Origin of the sequence: Agrilactobacillus composti DSM 18527 = JCM 14202 (genome assembly GCF_001436375.1) — a bacterium.
Lineage (GTDB): Bacteria > Bacillota > Bacilli > Lactobacillales > Lactobacillaceae > Agrilactobacillus > Agrilactobacillus composti.
This window is the reverse complement of sequence record NZ_AZGA01000006.1, coordinates 15,190-34,053: the sequence shown is the minus strand read 5'-3', so window position 1 is coordinate 34,053 and position 18,864 is coordinate 15,190. Positions and strand designations below refer to the sequence as shown.

17 protein-coding genes are annotated in these 18,864 nt (G+C 45.1%); 13 read left to right on the top strand and 4 right to left on the bottom strand.

From position 1 onward, the window contains the following. Nucleotides 1-2 precede the first annotated feature (2 nt). The 9 genes from gatA to FC83_RS02635 all read left to right on the top strand — a co-directional run bounded on the left by gatA (nt 3) and on the right by FC83_RS02635 (nt 9,787). Entirely contained in the window at nt 3-1,472 is a 1,470-nt protein-coding gene (gene gatA, locus FC83_RS02675) for an Asp-tRNA(Asn)/Glu-tRNA(Gln) amidotransferase subunit GatA (protein ID WP_035455192.1), read from the top strand. Further along, a complete protein-coding gene (gene gatB / locus FC83_RS02670) occupies nt 1,472-2,902 on the top strand; it encodes an Asp-tRNA(Asn)/Glu-tRNA(Gln) amidotransferase subunit GatB (RefSeq protein ID WP_035455156.1) in 1,431 nt (476 codons plus the stop codon). The genes gatA and gatB overlap by 1 nt, the downstream gene beginning before the upstream one ends. A 30-nt stretch (nt 2,903-2,932) precedes the next feature. Further along, the gene (locus FC83_RS02665; protein WP_081763170.1) at nt 2,933-3,988 is read left to right on the top strand and encodes a diacylglycerol kinase; all 1,056 of its coding nucleotides are present in this window, start codon (nt 2,933-2,935) and stop codon (nt 3,986-3,988) included. Nucleotides 3,989-4,076: 88 nt separating this feature from the next. Continuing rightward, nucleotides 4,077-5,447 carry a 23S rRNA (uracil(1939)-C(5))-methyltransferase RlmD gene (gene rlmD, locus FC83_RS02660; protein WP_035455154.1) on the top strand — a complete coding sequence of 457 codons (1,371 nt, stop codon included), beginning with the start codon at nt 4,077-4,079 and terminating at the stop codon, nt 5,445-5,447. Between the two features lie 278 nt (nt 5,448-5,725). Continuing rightward, the gene (locus FC83_RS02655; protein WP_035455151.1) at nt 5,726-6,337 is read left to right on the top strand and encodes a CadD family cadmium resistance transporter; all 612 of its coding nucleotides are present in this window, start codon (nt 5,726-5,728) and stop codon (nt 6,335-6,337) included. Between the two features lie 99 nt (nt 6,338-6,436). Then, entirely contained in the window at nt 6,437-7,135 is a 699-nt protein-coding gene (locus FC83_RS02650; RefSeq protein ID WP_035455149.1) for a plasmid pRiA4b ORF-3 family protein, read from the top strand. A gap of 146 nt (nt 7,136-7,281) precedes the next feature. Beyond that, complete coding sequence (locus FC83_RS02645) at nt 7,282-7,746, top strand: FMN-binding protein (RefSeq protein WP_057002359.1); 465 nt, start codon at nt 7,282-7,284, stop codon at nt 7,744-7,746. Nucleotides 7,747-7,749: 3 nt separating this feature from the next. After that, entirely contained in the window at nt 7,750-8,526 is a 777-nt protein-coding gene (locus tag FC83_RS02640; RefSeq protein ID WP_057002358.1) for an FAD:protein FMN transferase, read from the top strand. Then, nucleotides 8,510-9,787: a ferric reductase-like transmembrane domain-containing protein gene (locus FC83_RS02635; protein ID WP_057002357.1), complete on the top strand. Its 1,278-nt coding sequence runs from the start codon at nt 8,510-8,512 to the stop codon at nt 9,785-9,787. Before FC83_RS02640 ends, FC83_RS02635 begins: the two co-directional genes overlap by 17 nt. Before the next feature lie 95 nt (nt 9,788-9,882). On the opposite strand, the gene FC83_RS02630 is transcribed toward FC83_RS02635, so the two are convergent. Beyond that, nucleotides 9,883-10,809, bottom strand: a complete 927-nt coding sequence (locus FC83_RS02630) for a carbon-nitrogen hydrolase family protein (RefSeq protein WP_057002356.1) — start codon at nt 10,807-10,809, stop codon at nt 9,883-9,885. Nucleotides 10,810-10,863: 54 nt separating this feature from the next. Next, complete coding sequence (locus FC83_RS02625; RefSeq protein WP_081763168.1) at nt 10,864-11,862, bottom strand: agmatine deiminase family protein; 999 nt, start codon at nt 11,860-11,862, stop codon at nt 10,864-10,866. A gap of 255 nt (nt 11,863-12,117) precedes the next feature. On the opposite strand from FC83_RS02625, the gene FC83_RS02620 reads away from it, so the two are divergent. Next, entirely contained in the window at nt 12,118-13,491 is a 1,374-nt protein-coding gene (locus tag FC83_RS02620; RefSeq protein ID WP_052005066.1) for an MFS transporter, read from the top strand. 61 nt (nt 13,492-13,552) lie between these two features. Then, nucleotides 13,553-13,984, top strand: coding sequence for an RrF2 family transcriptional regulator (locus FC83_RS02615; protein WP_035455702.1), 432 nt, complete (start codon nt 13,553-13,555; stop codon nt 13,982-13,984). On the opposite strand, the gene FC83_RS02610 is transcribed toward FC83_RS02615, so the two are convergent. Beyond that, nucleotides 13,985-14,638, bottom strand: a complete 654-nt coding sequence (locus FC83_RS02610) for a Crp/Fnr family transcriptional regulator (RefSeq protein WP_035455704.1) — start codon at nt 14,636-14,638, stop codon at nt 13,985-13,987. It lies immediately after the preceding gene. A gap of 110 nt (nt 14,639-14,748) precedes the next feature. On the opposite strand from FC83_RS02610, the gene hcp reads away from it, so the two are divergent. Then, on the top strand, nt 14,749-16,314 hold the full coding sequence (gene hcp, locus FC83_RS02605) for a hydroxylamine reductase (RefSeq protein ID WP_235184381.1): 1,566 nt from the start codon (nt 14,749-14,751) through the stop codon (nt 16,312-16,314). 63 nt (nt 16,315-16,377) lie between these two features. Here hcp and FC83_RS02600 read toward each other — a convergent pair whose 3' ends face one another. Next, nucleotides 16,378-17,511 (bottom strand): AraC family transcriptional regulator, encoded by a 1,134-nt coding sequence (locus FC83_RS02600; protein ID WP_035455705.1) that lies wholly within the window; start codon nt 17,509-17,511, stop codon nt 16,378-16,380. A 123-nt stretch (nt 17,512-17,634) separates the two neighbouring features. On the opposite strand from FC83_RS02600, the gene FC83_RS02595 reads away from it, so the two are divergent. Then, a complete protein-coding gene (locus FC83_RS02595; RefSeq protein WP_081763205.1) occupies nt 17,635-18,864 on the top strand; it encodes an MFS transporter in 1,230 nt (409 codons plus the stop codon).

Below are 18,864 nucleotides of genomic sequence, written 5' to 3'. Positions count from 1 at the left end.
TGGTGGATTATTTTAACGAAGATATTACCAGCCTACATGACAAACTTGTTCGTAAAGAGATTTCCGTTCGACAATTAGTCGAAGCAACTTATGACTACATTGACAAAACTGAAGGTAAGGTCAATGCTTTCATCACTTTGAATAAGGAAGCTGCTTTAAAACAAGCCGATGCCTTAGACGAAAAGGGCGTTGACCCAGATAACTTATTAAGTGGGATTCCTTTAGGTATCAAAGACAATATCGTGACCAAAGGCTTGAAAACAACTGCTGCCAGCCACATTTTGGACAATTTCATGCCGGTTTATAACGCCACAGTCATGGATAAATTAGACGCCTTAGATACCATCACCGTTGGGAAGACCAACATGGATGAATTCGCCATGGGTGGGTCTACAGAAACCAGTTACTTCGGCAAGACCCATAACCCTTGGAACTTGGATAAAGTACCTGGGGGCTCTTCAGGTGGCTCCGCAGCCGCAGTCGCTGCTGGGGAAGTCATCGCTGCTTTAGGGACAGATACCGGGGGTTCCATCCGCCAACCTGCCGCTTTCAATGGGATCTTTGGGATCAAACCTACATACGGTCGAGTTTCCCGGTGGGGCTTGATGGCCTTTGGATCTAGTTTGGATCAAATTGGGGTCATGTCGCGGACTATTAAAGACAGTGCTTTGGTCTTAAATGCCATTAGTGGCCATGATGAACACGATGGCACCAGTGCAGCTGCTGATGTGCCAGACTTTACCGCTGCTTTAAACCAAGATATTAAGGGTTTAAAGATTGCTGTACCTAAGGAATATATGGATGAGGGTGTGGATGACGACGTGGTCAGCGCTATTAAAGCGGCCATTGCTACCTTTGAAAAATTAGGGGCTACCGTTGAAGAAGTCACGTTACCTTATACCAAATATGCTGTACCCGCTTATTACATCATTGCCTCTTCTGAAGCGTCTTCTAACTTGCAACGTTATGATGGTATTCGTTATGGCTTCCGGGCTAAAGATGTGAACTCTTTGAAGAGTGTTTATGTCCGTTCCCGTTCTGAAGGGTTTGGCGATGAAGTTAAACGTCGGATCATGTTAGGGTCCTTCTCTTTATCCGCCGGTTATTATGACGCTTACTTCAAGAAAGCTGCCCAAGTGCGGACTTTAGTGAAGCGAGACTTTGACCAATTATTTGAAAAATATGACCTGGTGCTAGGCCCAACCGCCCCAACGTCAGCCTTTGGTTTGGGTGAAAAGATCACAGATCCCGTCACCATGTACTTAAATGATATTTTGACGATTCCCGCCAACTTAGCTGGGATTCCAGCCGCCTCTGTACCTGCTGGTTTCTCCAAAGATGGCTTACCAATCGGTGTGCAATTGATGGCTAAGGCTTTAGATGAAGCTACCATCTTCAAAGCAGCCGATGCCTTTGAACGGCATACTGATTTCCACAACCAAGTTCCAGCATTTAAAGGAGGTCAAAATTAATGAATTTTGAAACAACAATTGGTCTTGAAGTCCATGTTGAGTTAAAGACAAAGACAAAAATGTTTAGTCCATCGCCCGTTGAATTTGGGGATGAACCCAATACCAATACCAACGTCATTGATTTTGGTTTCCCGGGCGTTTTGCCAAAGGTCAACAAGCAAGCTTACCGCTACGGCATCATGGTGGCGTTGGCGCTAAACGCCAATGTCACCAAAGATACCCACTTTGACCGGAAAAACTACTTCTATCCAGATAATCCTAAAGCCTATCAAATTACCCAATTTGAAAAACCTTTAGGTACCGATGGCTGGGTTGAAATTGAAGTTGACGGCCAAAAGAAGAAAATCGGGATCGCCGAACTCCACGTGGAAGAAGATGCTGGGAAGAATACCCATTCTGAAGACGGCTATTCTTATGTGGATTTAAACCGGCAGGGGACACCTTTGATTGAAATTGTCTCCAAGCCAGATATTGCTTCCCCAGACGAAGCTTATGCTTATTTGGAAAAATTACGGCAAATCGTGCAATTTACCGGGGCTTCTGACGTGAAGATGGAAGAAGGTTCCATGCGGGTGGACACCAATATCTCCATTCGCCCCATTGGCCAAAGCGAATATGGGACAAAGACGGAATTAAAGAACTTGAACTCCTTTAACTTCGTCCGCCAAGGCTTGGCCTATGAAGAAAAACGGCAATCTCGAATCTTGATGTCTGGGGGCAGCATTCGCCAAGAAACCCGACGTTATGATGATGCCACTGGCCAAACTTATTTGATGCGGGTCAAGGAAGGGTCTGACGATTATCGTTATTTCCCAGAACCTGATATTCCCCCATTCCATCTTAGCGATGACTGGATCAATGAAATCAAAGCCAGCATTCCTGAAATGCCGGACAAACGCCGGGATCGCTATGTGAATGACTTTGGCCTACCTGAATATGATGCCCAAGTTATCACCAATACCAAGGAAATGTCTGATTTCTTTGACGCTGCCGTGAATCACAACGCTGATCCGAAGCAGGTTTCCAACTGGCTGATGGGTGAAGTAAATGCTTATTTGAACGAAAATAAAGTGGACTTACCCCAAACCAAATTGACTCCTGAGAACTTGGCGGCCATGATCAACTTGATCAAAGATGGCACCATTAGTTCTAAGATTGCCAAGAAGGTCTTTCAAGAAACCATCACTAACGGCACCGAACCTAAAAAGTACGTTGAAGATAAGGGTATGGTACAATTATCTGATCCGGCGAAGTTAACGCCAATTGTGGACGGTATCTTAGACAGCAACCAACAATCGATTGATGATTTCAAGAACGGTAAAGACCGGGCCGTTGGTTTCTTGATTGGTCAAATCATGAAACAAACCCGGGGCAAAGCCAATCCGAAAGTGGTCAATCAAATTTTAATGACTGAATTAAAGAAACGTTAATCTAAAAATTATCTCGAGGAGGAGAATAGCATGCGCGTCCGGGCAAGATTAATTTATAATCCCACGGCAGGCCATGAAACACTGTTACGCAGTGTGGGCCAAATTTTGAATATTCTTGAGAAGGCTGGCTACGAAGCCAGTGCCTATCAAACCACCAGAGAGCCTGAATCAGCCGCCAAGGAAGCCCAACGTGTTGCTAAAGAGGGATTTGGATTGATCGTGGCCGCTGGTGGGGATGGCACGATCAATGAAGTGGTCAATGGCATCGCTGGTTTGAAGAAGCGGCCTAAAATGGCCATCATTCCCGCTGGCACCACCAATGACTATGCCCGCGCCTTGAAGATTCCTCGGGAAGACCCCGTCGAAGCCGCTAAAATCATTTTAAAGCATCAATCTGTTAAAATGGACGTGGGTAAAGCTAACGATAAGTACTTTATCAACATCGCCGGCGGGGGCTTCATGACTGAATTGACCTATGAAGTACCTTCGCAATTTAAGTCGATTTTAGGTTACTTGGCCTATGTCTTAAAAGGTGCGGAAATGCTGCCCCGGATGCGGGCCACCCAGATGCATTTGGAATACGACCAGGGGGTTTATGATGGGCCGGCTTCCATGTTTTTCCTCGCCATGACCAATTCCGTTGGCGGCATGGAATCCCTGGTACCTGATGCGTCTTTAGATGATGGGTATTTCTCTTTGATTGTGGTGAAAACCTCTAACTTGGGGGAAATGCTCAAGTTGATGGCCTTGGTTTTAAACGGGGGGCGCCATATAGATAATGACAATATTATCTATGTGAAGACCCGCAAGCTTTATGCCAAATCCAAGGGCGGTCAGCGGATGATGATCAATTTGGATGGGGAATACGGTGGCGATGCACCGATGCGCTTTGTGAATTTAAAGCAGCATATTGAGTTTTTTGCCGATGTGGACGCGATTCCCAATGCGGCCATCACCTATGATATGCCCGCAGCGCTAAACGCCCCTGAAACATCTGACCCAGTGACACCTAAAATAGATGCGGCCCATACCTTAGAGGCGCCAAAGGACGCTGAAAAGTCGGCGGCTGAATCTGAGGATAAATGATAAATCACGGTCCAAAAGTAAGTTGACAGCTTGCCTTTTGGGCCGTTTTCTTATATGATGGAGCACGACTAAGAAAAAGAGGTATTCGATGAAAGTAAAAATGCAAGCACCAATTACTAAAAATGAGAAAAAAGAGCTGACTATCCAAGACTTATCCTATGATGGCTTAGGGGTGGCTAAAGTTGAGGGCTATCCTATTTTTGTGGACAATGCCTTACCTGGGGAAACTGTAGAAGCTTTGATTACCAAAGTAGGGAAGAGCTTTGGCTTTGCCAAAACTACCCGGATCATTACCGCCAGTGCTGATCGGGTGGAGGTCAAAGACCGCCAATATACCCAAACCGGCATTGCCCCCCTGCAACATTTGGCTTACGGGGCCCAATTACGTTTCAAACAACAACAAATCGAAAATTTGTATGCCAAAGCTAAATTAGATATTGCGGTAAAACCCACATTGGGGATGACTGATCCCACCCATTATCGCAATAAAGCTTCTGTGCCGGTGCGCTTAATCAACGGCAAAGCTACCATTGGCTTCTTCCGCAAGCACAGCCATGATTTGGTACCCATGACGGATTTCTTCATTCAAGATCGTAAAATTGATGCGGCTTTGGCCACTTTGCAAGACATCGTGCGCCGGTTGCAAATTGAACCTTATAATGAATTCAAACACAGTGGCGTGTTACGGAATATCATGGTTCGTCGGGGTTATTACACCAATGAATTGATGGTTGTTTTTGTGACCCGTTCTGAAAAAATCGCGTCTAAGAAGACCTTGGTGGAAATGATCACCGAAGAAATTCCCGATGTGGTCAGTGTGATTCAAAATATCAACCCCACCAAGGGGAATGCTATTTTAGGCAAGACCGATAAATTATTGTATGGCAACGCCCAATTGCGGGATGAAGTATTAGGTTTGAAATTCGATATTTCCGCCCAATCTTTCTACCAAGTCAACCCCCAACAAACCCAAGTTCTCTATCAAACGGCCATTGACGCCGCCGATTTAACGGGCGACGAAACCGTCATCGATGCCTATTCTGGGATTGGGACCATCGGGTTGTCCATGGCCGAACACGTTAAAAGTGTGCAGGGCGTGGAAATGGTGGAAACCGCTGTAAAAGATGCCAATCACAACGCTAAGTTAAATAACACTACCAACGCCAAGTTCGTCACTGGCAAGGCCGAAGTCGTTATGCCAAAATGGCAAGAAGAAGGTTTAAGTGCCGACATCGTGGTGGTAGATCCACCCCGTAAAGGCTTGACCCCGGAATTTATCAACGCAGTGGGCAAAGTTGGCCCTAGCAAAGTGATTTATATCAGTTGTAACCCAGCCACCTTGGCCCGGGACTTACAATTGTTCCAAGAACTGGGTTACAGTGCTAAAAGTACCCAACCCGTGGACATGTTCCCTATGACCACGCATATTGAAAGTGTGACGGCTTTGACCAAGGATTAAGCGTTGGTCTTGGTGTTGCTGAAAAAGGGCTTCCAATTATAAGATTCAACGCAAAACTGTTATGACACAGCTTTGCGTTGAGTCTTTTTTTGATTTGCTAAGTTTGATGTTTGGCAACAAACCCCACCACATTCGAGTATGCCCTAAGGCTAGGAAGGTAGCGGCTGGCATGATATAGTATAATAGATTGATTATTAAAGCTGACCATGGGACTGGCTGGGGCGGATGTACTACTGGGCCAAAGCAACTGGTAAAATCAGCAACGGAGGAAACGTAAAATGATTGAAACGATTATAACGGCCATTATTCTCTATGCTTCAACTGCGATTGATTTGTTAGTTATTTTAATGCTGATTTTCTCAAAGTACCGTTCCGCCAAACAACGCCAGCAAATTTATATTGGCCAGTTTTTAGGGTCGGGTATCTTAATTTTAGCCAGTTTATTTTTTGCCTTTATTCTTCATTATGTGCCGGCCAAATGGTTGTTGGGCTTTCTGGGTTTGATACCAATTGCCTTTGGAATCAAGTACCTGGTTAGCGACGAAGATGAAGCGGCTGAAGCCGATGAGACAATTAAAGCCCGGCAAAATAAGAATTTAATTGGTACCGTGGCCTTGATCACGATTGCGTCGTGTGGGGCGGACAATATTGGTCTGTTTGTGCCTTACTTTGTCTCATTAACCACGGGCCCATTGATAGTTACCTTGATTATTTTTACAATTTGTATTTACTTCTTAGTTTTGCTGGGGGACAAGTTCTCACAAATGGCCCCAGTCAAGAAATTCCTGGACCGTTTTGGCAATTGGATCATGGCCATTATTTACATCGGTTTAGGGATTATGATCATCCTGGAAAGTGGGACCATTGGTCATGTATTGCGCCTGTTTTAAGATGATTTTGCTTAAGAATATGCATGATTAGTGGTTTAATAGGGTTAGTTAGTTTTTATCTCAACTTGAACATATCATATTGAGAATGGAGGAATTAGCATGGCAGAACATAAAGTGATTCGTTTTTATGCGGAATTGAAATATTTTGAGCCTAAAATTTGGCGGCGTTTTGAGATCAATGGGGAAAAGACGCTGGCGGAATTAGGATACACGGTGATGGCCATGTTTGAAATGGCCGGGGAGCACTTATTTAACATTAAGGCCTTGGCCCAAGAAAATATCCGGACTGAATTATCCACCAGTTTTAGCGAAGACCAAATTCAGAAATTCATGGCTGGACAAAAAAATGCCGCTTTATTTAAAGATACCGTCTATGAATTGCCTAATGTGGATGACGATCGGCCCATAGGCGGTCCGATTATTTATAAGGATGCTACTGCCACAAAACTAAATCAGGTGGCCACTAATATCGGGGCTAAGTTTCTAATGACCTATGATTTTGGGGACGGTTGGGAGATTGAGCTGAAAATCGAAAGTATCGATAAGCGGGAGGTTTCTCTAACAACTTTGCCGAAGGTTTTAGAAGGCAAAGGCTATGGCATCATCGAAGATGTGGGTGGTCCTGGTGGCCTGGCAGCCATGGCCGCCGCTTTTAAGAAGGGCAGTGGCGATGATTACGACCAATTTTCGGAATGGTTAGGGGAACCGGATTTTGATTTGTCCCAGTTTGATTTGGTAACCACCAATGAATACTTAAGAGATGAGCTGCGCCAGTTGAAAAAAGGCTACGAGCAGTGATCAATCAATTTAACGATTGTCTAGACAATCGTTATTTTTTTGCATTCAATTATGGTGATGAGTCTTGATATCACCCGACAAAATTCATATTTAAATCATACTTTGCTGTTATTATAATCAAAAATTGCAAAGGATGACGAACCCTGATGTATAAGAAGACGATTGCATTATTGGTCACGCTTTGTGTTACTTGCGCCATCATCATTGATGGCTATCTGTTATTTTTTAAGAAACCCAACTCGACAACGACTGCGACAACAGCGGCCAAACCGGCTGCTAAAACGACAACGACGACCAGTGGTGCCAGTTCAGCTAGCGCAGGCAACAGCCAAATCAAGGATGGCACCTATACCGGGAGAGCCACCAGTACCCAGTGGGGGGATGTTCAAGTGCAAATTGTGGTGCGTACGGGTAAAATCGCGACGATAAATGTACTAGAACAGCCCAGCGGCAGCCGCTCCGATCGGATCAATGCCCAGGCCTTACCGGTTTATAAAAAAGAAGCTCTATCTGCCCAAAGCGCCAAGATCCAACAAATTTCTGGGGCCACTGAAACCTATAAAGGCTTTACCGGGTCACTGCAGTCAGCCATTACCAAAGCGGAGGTTTAGCTTATGATTGAAGTGAAAGCCCAGGTCCTAGCGGCCATGAATTTACCTTTTACTATTAGTATTGCCAGCATTGACCCCCAGGTGAGTCAGCAATATTTGACCACTAGCACACCTTTGATTCAAGGATTATTACAACGGATTGAACAGACCTATTCGCCCTTTATCAAAACCTCTCAGGTCAGTCGCTATCGCCAGGGTAAGCCGGCAATTTTGGTCACAGAACCGGAGTTTCAACAGCTTTATGCAGCCACGCAACAGGCCCAAAAAGTCACTGGCAGCTTTTTCGACCCCTTTTTTGACGGGGCTTATAATCCCACCGGCTATGTGAAAGGCTGGGCGATTGCCCAGATTTTTAAGCAGTATTTACAACCCTTGTTGGCCGATCCCCAAGTCATGGCCGTGGGGGTCAATGGTGGTGGTGATCTGCAATTGGCCAGCAAAGACCCGGCTCAGTTCACTTGGCACGTGGGGGTGGAGCAACCGGCAGATTTACAGCAATTATTGGCCAGTTATGCCTTGGCCAATGGGGCCATGGCCACGTCGAGTACCAGTAAACGGGGCCAGCATATTCAGCGCGGAACTGATGCTGATTTGACCCAGGTCACGGTCATTGCTGCAGAAATCACTACGGCCGATGTGTGGGCCACTGCCTTGATGGCGGCCCCGTTTGCTGACGTCAAGGCACTCATTTTACAGCACCAGCTCAGCGGCGTATTGGTGTACCATGGGCAACGCTATGATTTTGACAAGGGGGTTTTGGCCAATGCTGAAAACCTATAAGTATATATTGGGCCTGGTGTGGCTGGTGGTGTTGTTCTTAGTGCCACTGCCCTTTATTCAAACCCTGACCACGGGGTTGCCCGCCCTATACAATGACCAGCGTTTGGCCATTATCTGGGGCGCGGTGGCCTATGCCTGGATGCTGGCCAGCATCTACTTGAGCACTCGACCCCACTGGTTGGATCGGCTCATTGGCCTGCCTAAGATGTACATGATCCACGGCATCATGGCCTTAGCCGCGGTGGCCTTAGCTTATTTTCACAAACAGAGTAGTCCCTCTGCCGGTTGGATCAAAACCACCGGGGACTGGGCCTTTGATTTGTTTTTAGGGTTATTGGTGTTCGCCCTAGTTTTCATGGCAGGTTGGTTCACCAGTCATTTTAAAGTCATTCAAGTCAGCAAACGGTGGCTGGAGACCCACTTATTAAAACACGAATTAACGGTGTGGCTGCACCGCTTGAATTTAGTAGCGGTGGCTTTGGTCTTTATCCACGTGCAGTTGATCGACTATATCCGAGCCATCATACCCTTTATGATTTGGTTTGATGGGGCGACTTTACTAGTAGCCCTCAGTTACATCTGGCAAAAATTTAGCAGTCAACGTCTGGCGCAGTTGCAACAGACTCAACTGATTGCCCCTAATGTCTTAGAATTGACGCTATCCGTCCCCAAACAACTGATGCGCCAATATTTACCCGGGGACTTTTTGTTTTTAGCCATTCCCCAGCAACCAGGCCTACAAGAACCCCATCCCTTTTCAATTACCAAGTTTGATATGAAGCGGCGCCAATTGACCTTGACCATTCGTGGGGATGGGGATTTCACCCGCCAACTCCAAAAACTCAAACCACCCATAGCAGTGACTATCACCACCGGGTTTGGCCAATACGAGCAATTATTGACCCGGCGCCAACCCCAGCAATTGCTGCTCATTGGCGGGGGCATGGGGGTGGTGCCTTTGCTAGCGGTGGTCCAACAACATCCTGAACTGACTACGGATTTCTTTTACAGTGCCCATTCCCAAAGGGCGTTGTTATATCCCCAGGAATTTGCCACTTGGGAACAACGACCGAATTTCAAAGGCCACCTACAAGTGGGGCACTTTGAAGCCGACACCATTTTACAGACATTGCCTCAAAATCTGGAAAATCTTGCGGTGATGATCGGCGGTCCCCAAGCCTTGGGTCAATATTGGCGCACCCGCTTGCAACAACATGGCGTGGCCGCTGATCAAATCTATTATGAAGAATTCACCTGGTAAGCTGTTGAACTTAAAAAAACACACAAAGCCCTCAGAACTGGCCATTTGGTCATCGTTCTGAGGGCTTTATTATTGCAACATAAGTCAGTTTTGAATTACTGATCTTTAATAGTCAAATCGAAAATATCCGGTCGAGCATAATGTCCCACCACGTCAAATTCCATGTGACTGGCCGGGACTTTGGCCATATCTAAGTCGGCGTAAATAATGCCCGCTTTATCCCATAATGGTTCAGTGACAAAATGGCCATAAGGATCCACGATACTGCTGCCACCGCGGCACACGATGTCCGGTAATTTGGCTACTTCTTCGGGATAAGCTAACTGGTCAACGGGGTAATCAGACTTTTCAAAAAACATATCGGCGTTGATAAAATAACAGTGACCTTCAATGGCAATGTGTTGGATCGTGGCCTGCCATTCGGGATTGTCATTGGTATTAGGAGCAATGTAGAGGCTGATGCCCTTTTCATATAACGCCACCCGGGCTAGAGGCATGTAACTTTCCCAACAAATCAAGCTACCAGCGGGGCCCCAAGGCGTATCCACCACTGGGAAAAAGTGGCGGTCGGCATCCCCCCAGACCACCCGCTCAGAGCCAGTGGGTTTCAACTTCCGATGGATGGCCACCAATTTACCGGTGGGGGCAAAAATCAAGTTGCTATTGTACAGGGTATTGGTCGTCTGGTCTCTTTCTGACACGCCGATGCTGAGATAAGCCTGACTAGCCTTAGCCAGTTCTCCCAGTTGATCAGTTTCAGGACCGGGGACAATAATCGAGTTGTTATAGTACAGCTGCCAATCTTGGCGGCCCTTTTCATCCCGCTGGCCCACGGTGAAGCCAAAGGAAAGGCCCAAAGGATAGCCAGGGATAAATAATTCCGGAAAGACAATAAGTTCTGGGTGTTGTGGCCGGGTCTGCGCCACGAGTTGGGCAACTTTTTCAAGGGTTTTAGTCTTATCAAACATCACCGGGGCAGCTTGAACCAGGGCAATGCGGCAAGTTGGTTGCAAATCTTTCATATCAGGGCCTCCAATTGGGATACATAATGCTCATATTGTAGCACAATTCGATTCTTAATTATGACTGGGCATAAATGCTTGGGGCACATCCCAGGTCAAACAATGCACTGACCCACCCGTGGTGGAAATTTTGGCCACATCAATGGGGACGACTTTTTTAGTGGTATGTTGTTTGACGATCTTCAATACTTTGGTATCCGCTTTCAGGCCATAATGGGGGACGTAAATGGTGTCTGGTGTTTCTAGCATATTGATATACAAACCCTTAGCCGAGGCGATTTTAGGGTCATATTGGCCTTTTTCAGTGTAGGCTGACGGCAGCACCACGAACTTGGCATTCGGCAGTTCAGCTTTGATTTTTTGCTGAACTTTTTTCACCAACTTTGTATCTCCGGAGAAATCACTCACATACAGTTTTCGGGCTGAGATGAATTTCACCATGCCATCAGCGTGGCCCAATACATCTCCAGGCTCTGAGGGGATGATGATCACATGGTCGACGGCTAATTTGCCTTTTAACTCAGCTACGATGTCGGCTTTAGACCAATCCGGATTATCTTTGAAAACATGGCTGGTCAAAATGACCGTATCGCTGTTATTCCAAATCAAGTTGCCCCCATCTAAGACCAAGTCGCTGGTGTCATAGTTGAAATTTTCTTGGTTCAACCAAGTCCGAAAACGTTGGTCTAAATACTGACGATCGGCTTTTTTCAGGTAACTGGGATCGTAGCGGAATTTCACCATCTTAGTGGTGATCACCGGGGCCACATCTCGCAACCAAATGTCGTCATAAGTGAAGCCGCTGGTTTTGTGGGTCAGAGATTGTTTGGTAATGGTCACCACGTTGGCGGGGTCATTCTGGGCTAATTGGTTGCCAAAACTTTGCAAAGATTTGTTGAAAGGTCGGTAATAAGTGTTGTTGAGGCTGGGTAGGGCTGTATAAATGGTTGGGGCACTTTCAGTCGCCGCCCGGGCTACAGTGGTTTTGGAACCACCAACTAACAAGCAGCCAGCACAGATAATAGCGGCTAAAAAGCCAGTTTTCTTAGACATGATATTTTCCTCCAATTGCTTTGTTGGCCTTAGGATACCATGGGATTTTCTTATTAATTTTATAAAAAATATTATTACCGGGGCGACAGCGAAAACTGCCTATTGACAGGGGTCGGTTATATATTTATTTAAATTAAATCCTAATTTTAATGAATAGACAAGTTTCCCGATTTAACGAGTGTTTAAAATTTAAGCTTGTCTAATTAGTATATAAAGAATATACTAAGTGAACTAATAAAAGTAAGGAGAAAAAATATGGACAAACAAATCAAAGACGTTATCTCGACTCAAAATCAAGACACCATGACCCGGGTCCAAAAAATTGTGTTAGCTTTGGCACTGATTGGGGCTTTTCTAGGGGTGTTGGACACCTCGATTGTCTATACCGGTACTGTTAAAATGGCGGCGCAGCTTCAGCTAAATGCCGGAGCCTTATCTTGGGTGCAGGTGGCTTATGCCTTGACCTATGCGGGCTTTATGTTAGTTGGCGGCAAACTAGGAGATATTTACGGCCGTAAAGTACTTTTTATTACCAGCTTGATTATTTTTGGGCTGGGCAGTTTAGCCGTTGGGGCGGCCACCAATGCCACGATGATCATCAGCTTTCGGGCCTTTCAGGGCATCGGCGCGGCAATCTTAGCCCCCAATTGCTTAGCGCTTTTGACCGATACGTTTAAAGGCCCCACGCGCCAGAAAGTCATTGGTTACTACGCCTCGGTCATTGGCGCTGGCGCTGCGGTGGGCTTGGTGATTGGCGGCTTCTTTGCCACATTTGCCTCCTGGCGGGTGGGCTTTTATATCAATGGCCCCATTGCGCTAATCATGGTGGTCATTGCCAGTCGGGTTTTAGTCAGCGCCCAAACACATACTGGCCACATTGATTGGTTGGGGACGGTATTATCTATCCTAGCCATGACCTCAATTTCTTATGGGCTTGATGGCAGTCCTTGGCCCATCCCCACGATCATTTTATCCTTATTACTTTGGGTGGCCTTCATCTTCAGTCAAGCTCGGGTGGCCCAGCCTACGATGCCCTTAGAAATCTTCAAGGATAGGGAACGCATGGCCTCATATCTCAGTTCCTTATTATTTAGTGCCGCCGGAATTGGTTTTTGGTTTTATACGCCCCAATATATGCAAGGCGCCCTTGGTCTGAGTGCTTTTGTCACCGCGTTAGGTATGGTCCCCATGGCCATTTTATTATTTGTGGTCGCTGTCCGGGCCCGTAATCTAGTGGCGCGCTTGGGCAATGCCAAGGTGATGGTCAGTGGTTTTGTGATTGTTTTGTTGTCTCTGGCGGAATTAGGCGCGGTGGCCCTCTTCGCCAATTATTGGCTCCTGTTGATTGGGACCCTAGGTTTTGCCGTGGGCTTTGCCTTAGCCTTTGCCACCCTAGCCAATTCCGGGCTAGTCCGGATTCGGCCGGCAGTTTCCGGGGCTGCATCTGGGGTGTACAATACCGCCCGGCAATTTGGCGGCGCCTTGGGATTAGCCATCTTTGCGGCTTTTACTAGCCAAGTTACTAAGATTGCCGCTGTTTTCAGCCAAGCCATGTTCATTGGCGTAGCCCTGACCGCAGTGGGGTTAGGCCTAGTTTTAGCCTTGATCGTGCCGGTTAAGGAAAAATAATGTTATTGGCGGTAGATTTGGTATAATAGCATATACTAAATAGATTAATTGGAGGTATAGCATGGCCTTTTCTATCGCCTTTTCCCAAGCCCTCGAAATTGCGGCGTATGTGGGCATCAAGTCAGATACTCAGCATTATGACTACTTATCGATTCAAAAAATATCTGAAAAATTAAATATTCCCATTCCCAGTATCAAAAAAATTTCCACTATTTTAAAGAAAAATGGCATTCTCAGCTCCAAGACCGGTATTAACGGAGGGCTCAGACTGGCCAAAGCCCCACAAGCAATCACTATCTATGACATATTTGTGGCCATGGAAGGAACCAATCCTATTTTTAAAGTCCATCAAGATTTTGATACCACAGCATTTTTAAATCCCGAAAAAGTTCAAAACTGGCTGGGGAAAAGTACCGCTGTACTGACCGAAGCGCAAGCAGCTATGCTGCAGGTTTTAAAGCAAACCAGTTTGGCGGATATGGCCGGCCAATAACTAAAATAAAGTAAATTCATTCTTCCGATAATCAATCAACCCCGCTTTTTTCATACTGCTCAAAGCTGCCGATAAAGCGGAACGCTCCACGCCTAAAAAGTCAGCCATTTCTTGGCGGTTGTAAGGCAGGAACATCGGTTGGCGAGCTTGACGCTTAGCTTCCAGTTGCAGAAAGGTTAAGACCTTATCCGCAATTTTGCGTTGGGACAGGATCTCGACTTTTTGATTTAATAACAAACTTTTCCGGGCCAGAATTTGCAACAGATTGCTGAGTAATTGTTCCCCTTGGGGCAAGTGGGCCAAATTCAACAGGCGCTGGGGCTCAAAAAAGAGCACGGTGGTGTCGGTACTGGCGTCCACGGAAACCGGTAAAGGCCCGGTGCTGGCATAGGCGTAGGCTTCCCCAAAGATACCGGCCTCCGCCACGGTGGCCACAATGGTGCGGTTACCCTGGGCATCTTCTTTGAGGATCTGCACCGTCCCAGCCCCCACTAATCCGAAGCTGGCGGCTTGTTCGCCGGCCTGCCAAATACGGGTATTGGCGGTGAAAGTCTTCAGGATAGGCTGGGCTGCTGCCAGCAAGGGGGCTAAATTGACCGCCGTGATTTGGCGAAATAAAGTTGATTTTAAAAGTACAGGGTAAAATTGTTGCATAATTTGACCTTTCCGTTGGAATTCCAACCGATATTTTATGACTGAAAGCGGTATCCTATACTCAAGCAAATAACTGTTTAAAGAACTGTTCTGTGAAAGGATGACCCCAATTGACTGACGATAAAAATATGTTTTGTTTTCAATGTGAACAAACCCAAGGCGGCGTAGCCTGCCTGAAGGGGGGCGTTTGTGGTAAAAATATTGCCACAGCCAACTTACAAGATGATGTGATCGGTGCTTTGGTGGGTCTGGCGAAAGTTGTACCAGAAGCTGATTTCAATAGTGACCAGGCCCAATTAATTTTGGATGGGTTATTTACCACCTTGACCAACGTGAACTTCGATGATCCCGTGATTCAAAATACAATTAATCAAATTAAAGCTGCTGCAAAAGACGTAGCTGTTTATGATATGGACCAAATTTGGCAAGCTAATGAAGATATTCGCTCCCTGAAAGCCCTAATTTTGTTAGGTATCAAAGGTATGGCCGCTTATGCCCACCAAGCTGGGGTTTTAGGCTATACCAGCGAAACCGTGAATAAGTTCTTCTTAAAGGCACTGCGGGCTCTTGGCGATGACACCCTGGGGATGGATGAATTATTACCATTGACCATGGAAGTGGGCCACGTTAACTTTGAAGCCATGAAGTTATTGGACCAAGCTAACACCGAAACCTACGGCAATCCCGTGCCAACGGAAGTGCCATTGACCATTGAACCCGGGCCATTCATCGTAATTTCTGGCCATGATTTGTATGATTTAAAGATGCTGTTGGATCAAACTGCCGGCAAAGGCATCAACATTTATACCCACGGGGAAATGCTGCCCGCCCACGGTTATCCCGAATTAAAAGCTTACCCTCATTTAAGGGGGAATTTTGGGACCGCTTGGCAGAACCAACAAAAGGAATTCAAAGATATTCCTGCCCCAATTTTATTCACCACCAATTGTATCATGCCCGTACGCAAGAGTTATCATGACCGAGTCTTCACCACATCCGTCGTGGGTTATCCAGAAATGACCCACATTGGCGCCGACAAAGACTTCACCCCAATGATTGAAAAAGCCCTGGAACTTGGCGGCTATGATGAACCCCAAGCCCTCACTGGAATCAATGGCGGCCATACGGTAACCACTGGCTTTGGTCATAATTTCGTCTTATCCAATGCCGACAAAGTTATCGGCGCCATTCAAAAGGGTGATTTGAAGCACATTATCTTAGTGGGCGGTTGCGATGGTGCCCGGGTTGGTCGGAACTACTACACTGAATTCGTGGAAGAAGCGCCTGAAAACACCTTGATCTTAACCTTAGCCTGCGGGAAATACCGCTTCAATGATTTGCAATTAGGCAATATCGACGGCTTGCCCCGCATGATGGACATGGGCCAATGTAATGATTCCTATGCCGCTATCAAAGTGGCTTTAGCCTTAGCTGAAGCTCTAGACTGTGGCGTCAATGACCTCCCGCTAACCCTAGTCTTATCTTGGTACGAACAAAAAGCCGTCAGCGTCTTATTGACCTTGCTGTCTCTAGGCATTAAGAATATCCACTTAGGCCCAACATTACCAGCCTTTGTTTCACCAAACGTGTTGAACTACTTAGTGGAAAACTTTGAATTAACCCCAACCACTACCGCCAAAGCTGATTTGGCCCGGATCTTAACACCGCAGATGTAATAAACATAGTGAAAAACTGCAGCCAAGCTAAATCGGCTGCAGTTTTTTATACGAGGTCGAATTTTAACTTACAAAATACTTACTTCGAAATTGGCTTGGCGTGGTATGTTCATATTTCAAGAAAAGTTTAGTCAGATAACTTTGATCACTAAAGCCAAGATTGTTAGCGATTTCAAAAATGGATTGATTTGAGAAGATAATCTGGCTCTTGGCCTCATGAATTCTTTGAATGTTAATATACTCAAAAATCGTGATGCCAACATCTTTCTTGAAGATACGACAGAGATAATTTTTAGAATAACCAACAGTTTTTGCAATTTCATCTAAACTAATTTTTTTATCTAAATTTTTAAAGATGTAGTCTTGAATCATATAGACCACTGCGTCATTAGAATATTTTTTAGAAGACTTGATTCGATTAATAAAAAGGGTGCCAATTTCTTGAACCAAGTCACTTACACTAATCACATCACTTTGTTGCTCAATTCTTTGAACGCACTGATCACTTAAAGCAAAAGCCGCCTCAGGGTGAACACCGCCCCTAATGGCACTGCGGGTCATGAGCGTTGTAGCAGCAATAGCGATGTTTTTTTTGTTGCGCAAATCACTTTCAAGAGACATTTGCCCATAACTGCCGCTTTGGATAAAGTCCGTAAAACATTTATCAAATTGGACTTGATTGCCCTTTTCAAGTGCTTCAAGCATTTTCTGTTCCTTGGCGTAACTGTTATGGAATATTTTCTCCTGTCGTCTTAATTGGATGGATGAATCGTGTTTCTTATCTGAAGTGAAGGCGATATCGCTAATCTCTGTCGGCTCAGAGATAACGGGGAAACTTTGAAATAAGCTAAAGTACAACAAACGGGTGTAAGCTGTTAAACGTTGTAGGCCGATGCTAGGGAAGCGATCTTCATAATAGCCGGTGATTTCAAGCGTTGCCGTATTAACCCATAAAATAATGTAGGTTGTCTTCTTGGCATCGTCAAGCTTAATAACGCTAAAACATTCTTCACCACCAGTATTGAAAAGAGAAACGGGCTGGTTTAAGTTTTTGAAAATTTTTAAATATTTCGTTGGAAATTCAGGTGTTACAGGTAGTTTGAACGCTTTAAGTGGTGTTAAAGACTGATTAAATGTAAAAACTGAAACTTTAGAAGCTCGATGAAATTCGCGCAACAGCTTAGCGATATTATCCATTTAGATTGTCCTCTCAAGAAGCTAATATTCTACCAATAATGATAATATAACACAAACGTAAGCGCTTCATAAATATAAAATATAAGATATAGATGACGCACTGAACTTAGAGGGGGATTCACAATGGCAACAAAAACGCATAGCTTTAGAAACGCCTTAATTATCATTGCATTATTATCGTTAAATATTGTTGAACAAGCTGCTAGTGTTATTAATGCAACGATTCCAGGTATGGCTAAGACGTTTTCCAATGAGTCACTGGTCAATATTGAATTGGTGACCACAGTTGTATCAATTTTTGTAACCGTATTCGTTTTAGTCAGTGGCATTATTGTTAGAAAGATTGGTCAAAAGCAAACAGCCGTAATTGGGCTGGCAATTGCAACCGTAAGCTCCATTATTCCGGCATTCTCATCCAATTTCACTGTTATTTTAGTATCAAGGGCTGTTTTAGGTATTGGGATTGGGTTAGCCAATCCATTGGCCATCAGTTTAATTGGTGTTTTCTTCTCAGGGGATCAACGGGCTAAGCTGATGGGCTGGCGTTCAGCAATTGCTGGGGTTGGGACATCACTAATGACCTATTTTGCCGGTCAATTACTAAATATCAACTGGCATGCTGCTTATTGGGTATACCTGTTATTCGTGCCAACACTATTTCTATTCATTTTCTTTGTACCAGATCCGTTAAAAAGTGGGGCTGTTCAGCATCAAGAAGAAGAACAGAAAAAGGCTGAAGCTCAAGCAGAACAACAAGGCAACAAACTACAGCAAAATTCTGTGCCGCTAATCGCGGCCTTAGCAGTACTTACATTCTTTGTCTTAATCGCTATTATGGTCTTCGCCATCAAATTACCCACACACTTTGTTGAGAGTCATATTGGGACGGCCACACAAGCAAGTACGGCTTGGAGTATCTATAATTTTGCAAGCGTTATCGGGGGTATTATGTTTGGCTACTGCTATAAATATCTCAAGCAATATATTTTGCCCCTTGGCTTAATTCTACTGGGCGCTTTGACAATTCTAGTGAGCATGGTCCGAGTGGCGAGCTTAATTTACGGTATTTGTATATTAATGGGTATTGTGGGATCAATGATTATCCCCTATATCTTCAATCGCATTAGTGAAACGTCATCACCTAACAAAGCGCCATTGTATACGTCGATTGTTTTAGTTGGTTCAAATCTTGGATCTTTTCTATCACCTTATGCCGGCAAGATTTTGGGAAGTACCAGTGGCATCTCAATTTTGAACGCAGGATTCTTATTATTAGTGCTCGCTGTTATTTCATTTTTCGCAATTGTGAGAAAAGGCCATAAAATAAATCGTGATCTTGACACAAATCAATAG

Coding starts and splice junctions, on each gene's coding strand:
- rlmD (WP_035455154.1), top strand. CDS start 4,077: ATGAAAGTAAAAATGCAAGCACCAATTACTAAAAATGAGAAAAAAGAG.
- FC83_RS02615 (WP_035455702.1), top strand. CDS start 13,553: ATGGCCTTTTCTATCGCCTTTTCCCAAGCCCTCGAAATTGCGGCGTAT.
- FC83_RS02650 (WP_035455149.1), top strand. CDS start 6,437: ATGGCAGAACATAAAGTGATTCGTTTTTATGCGGAATTGAAATATTTT.
- FC83_RS02600 (WP_035455705.1), bottom strand. CDS start 17,511: ATGGATAATATCGCTAAGCTGTTGCGCGAATTTCATCGAGCTTCTAAA.
- FC83_RS02595 (WP_081763205.1), top strand. CDS start 17,635: ATGGCAACAAAAACGCATAGCTTTAGAAACGCCTTAATTATCATTGCA.
- FC83_RS02610 (WP_035455704.1), bottom strand. CDS start 14,638: ATGCAACAATTTTACCCTGTACTTTTAAAATCAACTTTATTTCGCCAA.
- FC83_RS02620 (WP_052005066.1), top strand. CDS start 12,118: ATGGACAAACAAATCAAAGACGTTATCTCGACTCAAAATCAAGACACC.
- FC83_RS02630 (WP_057002356.1), bottom strand. CDS start 10,809: ATGAAAGATTTGCAACCAACTTGCCGCATTGCCCTGGTTCAAGCTGCC.
- gatB (WP_035455156.1), top strand. CDS start 1,472: ATGAATTTTGAAACAACAATTGGTCTTGAAGTCCATGTTGAGTTAAAG.
- FC83_RS02640 (WP_057002358.1), top strand. CDS start 7,750: ATGATTGAAGTGAAAGCCCAGGTCCTAGCGGCCATGAATTTACCTTTT.
- FC83_RS02625 (WP_081763168.1), bottom strand. CDS start 11,862: ATGTCTAAGAAAACTGGCTTTTTAGCCGCTATTATCTGTGCTGGCTGC.
- FC83_RS02665 (WP_081763170.1), top strand. CDS start 2,933: ATGCGCGTCCGGGCAAGATTAATTTATAATCCCACGGCAGGCCATGAA.
- FC83_RS02645 (WP_057002359.1), top strand. CDS start 7,282: ATGTATAAGAAGACGATTGCATTATTGGTCACGCTTTGTGTTACTTGC.
- FC83_RS02635 (WP_057002357.1), top strand. CDS start 8,510: ATGCTGAAAACCTATAAGTATATATTGGGCCTGGTGTGGCTGGTGGTG.
- FC83_RS02655 (WP_035455151.1), top strand. CDS start 5,726: ATGATTGAAACGATTATAACGGCCATTATTCTCTATGCTTCAACTGCG.